This window comes from Achromobacter semiaridum, from assembly GCF_053543755.1.
The window spans coordinates 1-10,550 of the sequence record NZ_JBLVOL010000032.1 but is presented as its reverse complement, the minus strand read 5'-3'; the positions used below and the strand labels follow the sequence as shown (position 1 = coordinate 10,550).

The 10,550-nt window shown below is 66.1% G+C and carries 8 protein-coding genes and 1 pseudogene; all 9 read left to right on the top strand.

What is annotated here, in order from left to right:
• A partial coding sequence (locus tag ACNPP0_RS10350) for a methyl-accepting chemotaxis protein (protein ID WP_448705817.1) occupies positions 1 to 1,512 on the top strand: 1,512 nt, incomplete at its 5' end.
• 8 nt (positions 1,513 to 1,520) lie between these two features.
• Positions 1,521 to 2,375, top strand: coding sequence for a CheR family methyltransferase (locus ACNPP0_RS10345; RefSeq protein WP_046806440.1), 855 nt, complete (start codon positions 1,521 to 1,523; stop codon positions 2,373 to 2,375).
• A 20-nt stretch (positions 2,376 to 2,395) separates the two neighbouring features.
• Positions 2,396 to 3,454 carry a protein-glutamate methylesterase/protein-glutamine glutaminase gene (gene cheB / locus ACNPP0_RS10340; protein ID WP_332607597.1) on the top strand — a complete coding sequence of 353 codons (1,059 nt, stop codon included), beginning with the start codon at positions 2,396 to 2,398 and terminating at the stop codon, positions 3,452 to 3,454.
• 49 nt (positions 3,455 to 3,503) lie between these two features.
• Positions 3,504 to 3,893 carry a chemotaxis response regulator CheY gene (cheY, locus tag ACNPP0_RS10335; protein WP_006219033.1) on the top strand — a complete coding sequence of 130 codons (390 nt, stop codon included), beginning with the start codon at positions 3,504 to 3,506 and terminating at the stop codon, positions 3,891 to 3,893.
• 8 nt (positions 3,894 to 3,901) lie between these two features.
• Positions 3,902 to 4,537 (top strand): protein phosphatase CheZ, encoded by a 636-nt coding sequence (gene cheZ, locus ACNPP0_RS10330; RefSeq protein WP_006219034.1) that lies wholly within the window; start codon positions 3,902 to 3,904, stop codon positions 4,535 to 4,537.
• 151 nt (positions 4,538 to 4,688) lie between these two features.
• On the top strand, positions 4,689 to 6,233 hold the full coding sequence (locus tag ACNPP0_RS10325; RefSeq protein WP_448705816.1) for a methyl-accepting chemotaxis protein: 1,545 nt from the start codon (positions 4,689 to 4,691) through the stop codon (positions 6,231 to 6,233).
• Positions 6,234 to 6,343: 110 nt separating this feature from the next.
• The gene (gene flhB / locus ACNPP0_RS10320) at positions 6,344 to 7,498 is read left to right on the top strand and encodes a flagellar biosynthesis protein FlhB (RefSeq protein WP_332607598.1); all 1,155 of its coding nucleotides are present in this window, start codon (positions 6,344 to 6,346) and stop codon (positions 7,496 to 7,498) included.
• 3 nt (positions 7,499 to 7,501) lie between these two features.
• On the top strand, positions 7,502 to 9,619 hold the full coding sequence (gene flhA, locus ACNPP0_RS10315) for a flagellar biosynthesis protein FlhA (RefSeq protein ID WP_448705815.1): 2,118 nt from the start codon (positions 7,502 to 7,504) through the stop codon (positions 9,617 to 9,619).
• Positions 9,619 to 10,550 (top strand): annotated as a pseudogene (locus tag ACNPP0_RS10310) (flagellar biosynthesis protein FlhF); the annotation flags it as partial. The gene flhA and the pseudogene ACNPP0_RS10310, both read left to right, overlap by 1 nt.

Genomic DNA, 10,550 nt, shown 5'->3' with positions numbered 1-10,550 from the left:
GACACGATGAGCGGCCTGGGCCGCGCCGCCACCGCCAACTATGCCGACATCGTGGGCAGCGTGGGCCAGGCCACCTTGCTGACGACGGGCCTGTCGGCGGAAGCCACCGGTTTGCTGGAACGCGCCAAGGCGTCCATGAACAAGGGCCAGGCCGAATACGAGTATTACAAGAGCCTGCCGCAACCGGCGGAAGCCGCCGAATCGCTGAAAGAAATCGAAGCGTCGTACGCCGCGCTGGTGCAGCAGGGCTTGACCCCGCTGGTCGCCGCGCTGGAAAAGGCCGACATGCCCGCCTACCAGAAGCAGGTGCAGACGGTGCAGGACGCGCTGGAAGGGCGCTTTGCCCGCGCCGTCGAAGGCTTTGATTTCTGGCGCGCCAGCAAGATGCTGGACGCGCACGAAGTGGCGCAGGTGCGTTACCAATTTGTGTTGATCGCCGTGGCCGCCGGTGGCGTGATCGCCGCGCTGCTGGTGTTCGCCACCTATATCTTCCTGCGCCGCCGCGTGCTGCTGCCGCTGAAAGAGGCCGGTCATCACTTTGACCGCATCGCGGGCGGCGACCTGACCGCGCGCGTGGACGTGCGCAACACCAATGAAATCGGCCAGCTGTTTGCCGCCTTGAAACGCATGCAGGAAAGCCTGACGCGCACGGTGTCGACCGTGCGTCGGGGCGTGGACGAAATCAACGTGGGCTCGCATGAAATCGCGGCCGGCAACACGGACCTGTCCAGCCGTACCGAACAGCAGGCGGCGTCCCTGGAAGAAACCGCCGCGTCCATGGAGCAGCTGGCGTCCACGGTGAAGCAAAACGCCGACAACGCGCGCCAGGCCAATCAGCTTGCCGCCAGCGCGTCGGACGTTGCCGAGCGGGGCGGTTCGGCGGTGTCGGAAGTGGTCAACACCATGCACGACATCTCGGCCAGCTCGCGCAAGATCTCGGAAATCGTGTCTGTGATCGACGGCATCGCATTCCAGACCAACATCCTGGCGCTGAACGCCGCCGTGGAAGCGGCGCGCGCGGGCGAGCAGGGCAAGGGCTTTGCGGTGGTGGCGGGCGAGGTGCGCTCGTTGGCGCAGCGCAGCGCGCAGGCCGCCAAGGAAATCAAGGGCTTGATCGAAGACTCGGTCAGCAAGGTTGGCGCCGGTTCGCAGCAGGTGGAACGCGCGGGCGCGACCATGCAGGAAATCGTGGCGTCGGTGAAGCGCGTGACGGACATCATGGGCGAGATCTCGGCGGCCTCGGAAGAACAATCCAGCGGCATCGACCAGGTCAACCGCGCCGTGTCGCAGATGGACGAAGTCACGCAGCAGAACGCGGCGCTGGTGGAAGAAGCGGCCGCCGCGGCGGGCTCGCTGCAAGAGCAGGCCCAACGCCTGGCGGAAGCCGTGGCGGTGTTCAAGATCAATGCGGGCGAAGTCATCGAAGTACCGGCGCATCGCCTGTCTTCGGCGCGCCCGTCCGATGAAGACTCTCGTTTGCAAGCGCCTGACGCGTTTGCGCTTGGGCACTGAGGAATCGCGTGGCAACTGCGGCAACCCAGGCGCCGTCCATCTCGGTGGACCGCCAATTCGATTTTCGTGACGCGGACTTTTCCCGCGTCCGCAAGATGATCCACGCGCGCGCGGGCATCTCGCTGGGCACGCACAAGCGTGAAATGGTCTACAGCCGCCTGGCCCGACGCTTGCGCGCGCTGGGCCGCCACGACTTCGGCAGCTATCTGGACCAGCTGGAAAACGAGCCCGACGCCCACGAGTGGGAAGAATTCGTCAATGCCCTGACGACGAACCTGACGGCGTTTTTCCGCGAGTCGCATCACTTTCCCATCCTGGCCGACTTCGCGCAAAAGCGCGGCGGCCCGGTGTCGGTGTGGTGCTGTGCGGCGTCCACGGGCGAAGAACCTTATTCGATTGCGATGACGCTGGTCGAGGCCCTGGGCCCGCGCGCGGCATCGTCCACGGTGCTGGCCACCGACATCGACACCAACGTGCTGAACCGCGCGCGCGCCGCCGTGTATCCGGCCGAACGCGTGGCCAAGATGGAAGACGAGCGCCTGCGCCGCTTCTTCCTGAAGGGCCGTGGCGCCAACGCCGGCCAAGTCCGCGTGCGCCCCGAGATTGCCGACATGGTGCGGTACGAAACGTTGAACCTGTTGGCGCCCAGCTGGCCGATCAACGAAAAGTTCGACGTGATTTTCTGCCGCAACGTCATGATTTATTTCGATAAGCCGACACAGGCGAAGATCCTGGAGCGCTTTGCGCCGCTGCTCAAGCCGGGCGGCCTGCTGTTTGCGGGGCACTCCGAGAACTTCACCTACATCAGCCGTGATTTTCGTCTGCGCGGGCAGACCGTCTACGAATGTGCGAGTAAGGCCTGAACGGGTCGAGGCAGCAAGCAATGAAAAAAATAAGCGTTTTGTGTGTAGACGACTCCGCGCTGGTGCGCGGGCTGATGACCGAAATCATCAACAGCCAGCCGGACATGGAAGTCGTTGCGACCGCGCCCGACCCGCTGGTGGCCCGCGACCTGATCAAGCGCCACAACCCAGACGTGCTGACGCTGGACGTGGAAATGCCCCGCATGGACGGGCTGGATTTCCTGGAAAAGCTGATGCGCCTGCGGCCGATGCCGGTGGTGATGGTGTCGTCGCTGACCGAGCGCGGCGGTGAAATCACGCTGCGCGCGCTGGAGCTGGGCGCCATCGACTTCGTGACCAAGCCCAAGCTGGGCATCCGCGACGGCCTGCTGGAATACACCGAGATCATCGCCGACAAGATCCGTGCCGCCTCGCGCGCCAAGTTGCGCGCGCCCACGCCGCACGCCGCGCCGGCCGCGCCCGCGCCGATGTTGCGTCGGCCGCTGGCCAGCTCGGAAAAGCTGGTGATCGTGGGCGCCTCCACGGGCGGCACCGAGGCCATCCGCGAAGTGCTGCAACCCTTGCCGCCGGACAGCCCCGCCATTCTTATTACGCAGCACATGCCCGCCGGCTTCACGCGTTCGTTCGCGCAGCGGCTGGATGCGCTGTGCGCGGTGACGGTGCGCGAAGCGGTCCATGGCGACCGCGTGCTGCCGGGCCACGTGTATCTGGCGCCGGGTGGCGACACGCACATGCGCCTGGGCCGTAGCGGCGCCAACTACGTAATCGAACTGGAAGCCAGCGAACCGGTCAACCGCCACCGCCCGTCGGTGGACGTGTTGTTCAATTCCGCTGCCGTGGCCGCGGGCAAGAACGCCATCGGCGTCATCCTGACCGGCATGGGCAAGGACGGCGCGGCCGGCATGCTGGCCATGCACCGCGCGGGCGCGCACACCATCGCGCAAGACGAAGCCAGCTGCGTGGTGTTCGGCATGCCGCGCGAGGCCATCGCCATTGGCGCGGCCGACGAAGTGGTTGCGCTGTCGGCAATTAGCGAACGCATTCTGACTCGCCTGGGCGACCGTGGGCACCGCGTGTAACGCGACTGCACCCCGATCGATCTCAAGCAAATTTCTTCTGGAGTGAAAGATGGTAGACAAGGGCATCAAGATTCTGGTGGTGGATGACTTCCCCACCATGCGACGGATCATCCGCAACCTGCTCAAAGAGCTGGGTTTCGAGAACGTCGACGAGGCCGAAGACGGCGCGATCGGTCTGGAAAAGCTGCGTAACGGCGGCTTCCAATTCGTCGTGTCCGACTGGAACATGCCCAACCTGGACGGCCTGGAAATGCTCAAGCAGATCCGCGCCGACGCATCGCTGGCCTCGTTGCCGGTGCTGATGGTGACGGCTGAAGCCAAAAAGGAAAACATCGTCGCGGCGGCCCAGGCCGGCGCCAACGGTTACGTGGTCAAGCCTTTCACCGCGGCAACGCTGGAAGAAAAGCTCACCAAGATCTTCGAGAAAATTGCGGGCTGAGGTGTGCAATGAGCACAACGGAACATGTAGAACCCGCCGGCGAAAACCCTGATTTGATCCATCGGATCGCCTCGTTGACGCGTATGTTGCGCGACAGCATGCGCGAGCTGGGCCTGGATCAGGCCATCAAAGACGCCGCCAACGCCATCCCCGATGCGCGCGATCGCCTGCGCTATGTGGCGCAGATGACCGAACAGGCCGCCAACCGCGTGCTGAACGCCACCGAGCAGGCCGGCCCCATCCAGGACGGCATGTCGCGTTCGGCGCAGGCGCTGGATAGCCGCTGGCAGCAGTGGTACGACCAGCCCCTGGAGATGCCCGAAGCGCGCGAACTCGTCAAGGACACGCGTGCCTTCCTGGCGGACGTGCCCAAGCAGACCCAGCAGACGCAGTCCAAGCTGATGGAAATCATCATGGCGCAGGATTTCCAGGACCTCACGGGCCAGGTCATCATGCGCATGATGGACGTGGTCGGCGCGATTGAGCGCGAGCTGTTGCAGGTGCTGCTGGATAACGTGCCGCAGGAACGCCGCGACGAGGCCAACAGCCTGTTGAACGGTCCGCAGATCAGCCCGCAGGGCAAGACCGATGTGGTGACCAGCCAGGACCAGGTTGATGACCTGCTGGCCAGCCTGGGGTTCTGATCGACCCATCGCGCCGCCCGGCCTGGCCGCCGGCGGCGCGTGCATAGAAGAATAAGCAGGGGGGCCTTGCAGTACGAGACAAGGCGCGCGCCGCGCGCCAGGCAACGGACGCCCACAGAAGGCGGTCCGGGCCAGCACAAGGAGGTCCATCATGGCCAGATCCGTATTCCGCCTCGGCGGCATGTGGGCACTGTTACGCCGCTTGAACCGGGGCGACGGCACGTTGTCGGAACGCACCTTTTCCTTAAGTCCCGCGGTATTTCCCCTGCATCGTTTCCTGTCGCGCATGCGCGGGCGCGTGGTCACCGTCAGGCAATCCAGCATTGAAATCGCGTTGAACGCGGCCCGCACGCAATACCAGGCGGGGCGCTGCTCGGCCCTGGCGCAAGAGCAGGCGCGGGCGGCGGGCGCGTTGGCCGACAGCGGCGCGCAGATTGCCGCGTTGTCGGCGTCCACGTCCGAACATGCACGCCAGATTGCCGACGTATCCGGTAAGAACCTGCATGCGGCCGAAGCGGCGCTGGACGAGCTGTCCGACGTCAAATCCCGGGTCGATCGGATGACGCGCGAAATGGCCGCGTTTACCGAAGTGGTGGGTCAACTGACCGTGCGCGCGCGCTCGGTGGCGGACATCAGCAAGCTCATCAAGGACATTGCGCTGCAAACCCAGCTGCTGGCCTTGAATGCCGGCGTGGAAGCGGCCAGGGCAGGGGACGCGGGGCGGGGCTTTGCGGTGGTGGCCAGCGAAGTGGGGCGGCTGGCCGAACGCGTGAACGCCGCGACCAACGATATCGGCCGGCATACGGTTGAAATGCTGGACCTGGTGGACACCACCCAGCGGCAAACCGGCACGCTGCGCGAAGACGTGGATGCATCCGGCGCCGTGCTGGGTCGCACTTGCACCGACTTCGAGCGCTTCGTGCGCGATTTCGGCAGCATGAACCTGCAAGTGAACGAGGTCGTGCAGGCCATTGGCGACGTTGACGCCACCAACCACGGCATGAGCCAGGAAGTGGGCCGCATCGCCGCCTTGAGCGCCGATGTGCTGGGCCGCGTCGGCAGCATGTCGGACGAGATCGATCGCATCCGCCGCCAGACGGAAAGCGTGCAGGAGGTGCTGGCGGACGTGCGCACCGGCCGTACCGCCTTCGACCAGCTGTGCGAGGTGGTCGAGAGCTTTCGCGATGCGGCGACGCGCCTGCTGGACGATGCCCGGCGCCGGGGCGTGGACGTGTTCGACCGCCACTACCAGCGCATCGCGGGCAGCGAACCGCCGCGCTATCACACGCGTTACGACCGGGCCATCGACGACGCCCTGACGCAACTGCTGGACGAGGTGCTGGACGCCGTGCCGGGCGGCATCTACACCTTGGTGGTGGATGCGCGCGGCTATGCGCCCGCCCATAACGGGCGCTTTTCGCATCCGCCCACCGGCGACCCGCAGCAGGACATTGCGCGGGCGCGGCACAAGCGCATCTTTGACGATCCGGTTGGTGCGCGGCTGGCGGCCAATACCGGGGCGATGCTGTTCCAGACCTATTCGCGCGATACCGGCGAGATCGTCAACGACATTTCTGTCCCGCTTTATTTGGGGTCGGAACACTGGGGCGCCGTCCGTATCGGGCTGGACTACGTGCGCTTCCAGGCGGCGCTGGACGGCGCCCGCGCACCCGCTGTCGCGCGCAACGGCGAATAGCGCCGCTTTCTTCCCGCTTCTTGGCTTATCGCCCAACCCCGGGCAATCCTAGAATCTCGGCGGGCGGCTCGTAATCCGAAAATCCGCGAGCCGCAACGACACCGCAGAGCATGGCTGAAGAAAGCGACCTCGAGAAATCAGAAGCAGCCTCTCCCAGGCGCCTGGAAAAGGCGCGCGAGGAGGGGCAGATTGCGCGTTCCCGCGAACTGGGAACGTTCATGATGCTGGCCGCCGGTGTCGGGGTGATCTGGGCGCTGGGCGGTTCGCTGTACCAGGGCATGAGCGGCGTGCTGCACAACGGCCTGGCGTTCGACCAGCGCATCGTGACGGACCCGGGCGTGATGGTGGAGCAGGCCGTGATCGGCTTCGGCCACGCCCTGACCGCCTTGCTGCCCGTATTCGGCGTCCTGGCGGTGGTGGCCGTGCTGTCCAGCGTGTTGCTGGGCGGCATCGTGATTTCCGGCAAGCCCTTGCAAGCCAACTTTTCGAAGCTGAGCCTGTTCGCCGGCCTGAAGCGGATGTTCTCGTCGCAGACGGTGGTCGAACTGATCAAGGCGCTGGCCAAGGCGTTGCTGGTGGGTGGGGTGGCCGTCTGGGTCATCTGGCGCTACCACGACGACATGCTGGGCCTGATGCACGTGGCCCCGTCGGCCGCGCTGATCAAGGCGCTGTCGCTGGTGGCGATCTGCTGCGCGTTGATCGTGTCCTCGCTGCTGGTGATTGTGCTGCTGGATGTGCCATGGCAGATCTGGAGCCATTTGAAAAAGCTGCGCATGTCCAAAGAGGATGTGCGCCAGGAACACAAGGAAAGCGAAGGCGATCCGCACGTGAAGGCGCGTATCCGGCAGCAGCAGCGCCAGGCGGCGCGGCGCCGGATGATGTCGGAGGTGCCCAAGGCGGATGTGGTCGTGACCAACCCGACCCACTACGCCGTGGCGTTGAAGTACGACGAGGAAAAAAGCGGCGCCCCGCGCGTGATTGCCAAGGGCACCGGCCTGATCGCTGCCAAGATCCGCGAGCTGGCTGCCGAAAACCGTATTCCCACATTGGAAGCGCCGCCGTTGGCGCGCGCATTGCATCAACACGTCGACCTGGGTAAGGAAATCCCGGCCGAGCTATATACCGCGGTGGCGGAAGTGCTGGCGTGGGTCTTCCAGCTGCGTTCGTGGCGGTCGGGATGGGGCGTCCAACCGACGGCCCCGACCCGGCTGGCCGTGCCCGCCGAGCTGGACCCGCAAGCAAAAACCGCAGCACAAGGAGTCTAAGGTATGAGCGCTTTGCTCACCATGTTGAAGAGTAGCGGGGCCGGCCATGCGCGGCTTCTGGCAGGCCCGGTCCTGATCGTGATGGTGCTGGGCATGATGGTGCTGCCCCTGCCCACGTTCCTGCTCGACCTGCTGTTCACCTTCAACATTGCGCTGTCGGTGATGATCCTGCTGGTGGCCATGTTCACGCGCAAGCCGCTGGACTTTGCCGCCTTTCCGGCCGTGCTGCTGTTTGCAACGTTGCTGCGCCTGTCGCTGAACGTGGCGTCCACCCGCGTCGTGCTGCTGCACGGCCACACCGGCCCCGACGCGGCGGGCAAGGTGATCGAGGCGTTTGGCCACTTCCTGGTGGGCGGCAACTTTGCGGTCGGGATCATCGTGTTCGTGATCCTGACCATCATCAACTTCATCGTTATCACCAAGGGTGCGGGCCGAATTGCCGAAGTGGGCGCGCGCTTCACCCTGGACGCGATGCCCGGCAAGCAGATGGCCATCGACGCCGACCTGAACGCGGGCCTGATCGGCGAAGACGAAGCGCGCAAGCGCCGCGCCGAAGTGTCCCAGGAATCCGACTTCTTCGGGTCGATGGACGGCGCCAGCAAGTTCGTGCGCGGTGACGCCATCGCCGGCCTGCTGATCATGGTGATCAACGTAATTGGCGGCCTGATCGTGGGCGTGGCCCAGCACGATATGTCGATGGCCGAGTCGGGCCGCGTCTACACGCTGCTGACGATCGGCGACGGCCTGGTCGCGCAGATTCCGGCGCTGGTGATTTCGACGGCAGCCGGCGTGGTGGTGTCGCGCGTGTCGACCGCCCAGGACGTTGGCCAGCAGATCATGAGCCAGCTGTTCTCGAACCCGGCCGTGCTGTTCCTGACGGCCGGCATCATCGGCATCATGGGCCTGATCCCCAACATGCCGCACGTGGCGTTCCTGACACTGGCCGCCGCGCTGGGCTACGGTGGCTGGACCTTGCACAAGCGGCGCCTGGCGGCTGCGCAAGCCGCGGAAGTGGTGCCGCCGGCCGCGATCACACAAGCGCAGGCGGCAGCCGCCGAAGCCAGTTGGGACGATGTGTCCATGGTGGACCAGCTGGGGCTGGAAGTGGGCTATCGCCTGATCCCGCTGGTGGACCACGCGCAGAACGGCGAGCTGCTGCATCGCATCCGCAGCCTGCGCAAGAAGTTCGCGCAGGACGTGGGCTTTTTGCCGCCTGTTGTGCACATTCGCGACAACCTGGAACTGAAGCCCAACGATTACCGCATCCTGCTGTCGGGCGTGGAAGTGGGCCATGGCGTGGCGATGCCGGGTCAGTGGCTGGCCATCGACCCGGGCGGCGTCACCATTCAGATCAAGGGCACGCCCACCACCGATCCGGCGTTCGGCTTGCCGGCGCTGTGGATCGATGGGGGCTTGCGCGATCAGGCGCAGGTGGCCGGTTACACGGTGGTGGACGCGGGCACGGTGGTGGCCACGCACTTGAATCACCTGATGCACCGCCATGGTTCGAACCTGCTGGGTCGCCAGGAAGTGCAGCAGCTGCTGGATCGCATTGGCCGCGACGCGCCCAAGCTGGTGGAAGACCTGGTGCCCAAGACGCTGTCGTTGACGGCGTTGCAGAAGGTGCTGCAAGGCTTGCTGTCGGAAGAAGTGCCGATCCGCGACATGCGCACCATTATCGATACGCTGTCCGAGCACGGCCCGCGCCTGGCGGCGCAGGCGGCGGCCACGGGCGGTCAACCCGACATCAACGAACTGATCATGCTGACGCGCCGCTCGCTGGGCCGCGCGATCACGCAGCAGTGGTTCCCGGGCGAAGGCGAGTTACGGGTCATTGGGCTGGACGTGAAGTTGGAACGCGTGCTGTCGCAGGCAATGACGACCAGCGGCGGCCTGGAGCCCGGCCTGGCCGACACGCTGTTGCGCGAAACGCAGGCGGCGGTCGAGCGCCAGGAAGCGCAGGGCAATGCGCCGGTGCTGCTGGTATCGCCAGTCTTGCGCGCGCCGCTGTCGCGCTTCCTGCGCCACCATTTGCCGCAGCTGGGCGTGTTGTCGAATACGGAAATACCGGATGAGCGCATGGTCCGCGTGACCGCGCTGATCGGCGGGAGTAATGGGTAATGAAGATAAGCCGCTTTGTAGGCGCCAACAGCCGTGACGTGATGCGCCAGGTGCGCCTGGCGCTGGGCCCGGACGCGCTGATCGTGTCCAACCGCAGCGTGGACGGCGGCGTGGAAGTACTGGCCACGGTGGATGGCGCGTTCGAGGATTCTGCGTCGGACACGCCGCAACGCGACATGTCGTCGCGCGCTGGCGCGTCCGGGGCGGCGGCTGCCGCGCCTTCGGATTCGCGTCCGCAGGGGCCGGCGGTCTCACCTTACGGCGCGCAGCCCACTGCACCTTATGGCGCGCAGCCCGCCTCGGCTTACGGCGCGCAGCCCACTGCACCTTACGGCGCGCAGCCCGCCGCAGCTTATGGCGCCGCGCCCGAACGGCAAGAAGCGCGCCCCTACACGGCGGCGCCGCCCGCCATGCCGCAACCCGGCTACACGACGCCGTCGCGCTCGATTGCCGCGTATCAATCGGCATTTGCGTCGTCGGCCCAGCCGGAAGAAGACGGCTCGCCCGTTGAGGCGAGTTCGGCAGCGATGCCCTCAGCGGCGTCGTATCCGACGCCGCTGCAACCCGCGACCGCGCAGTCGTCGGCCGCGCAACCTATTGCTTCGCAACCAGTTTCCACACCGGTCGCCCCGCTGGTAGGCGCCGCGACCCGCGTCGAGCTGCCGGCCTTGGCACCAGCCCGTCCAGGCGCGCCGACGCACGCCACGCCGATGGCTGCCGCGTCGCCGCTTGCTGCGACTTCCGCCGCGATACCCGCCGCGTATGCGCCCGCATCGTCGGCCCCCGCGCATGCTGCATCGTCGGCCAATGCACCCGCCGCGTATTCGCCCGCCGCGTCCTCGGCCGCCGCACCCGCCGCTTATGCGCCCGCCGCATCATCGTCCGCCGCACCGGCTGCTTATGCGCCCGCTGCATCCCCGGCCGTCGCACC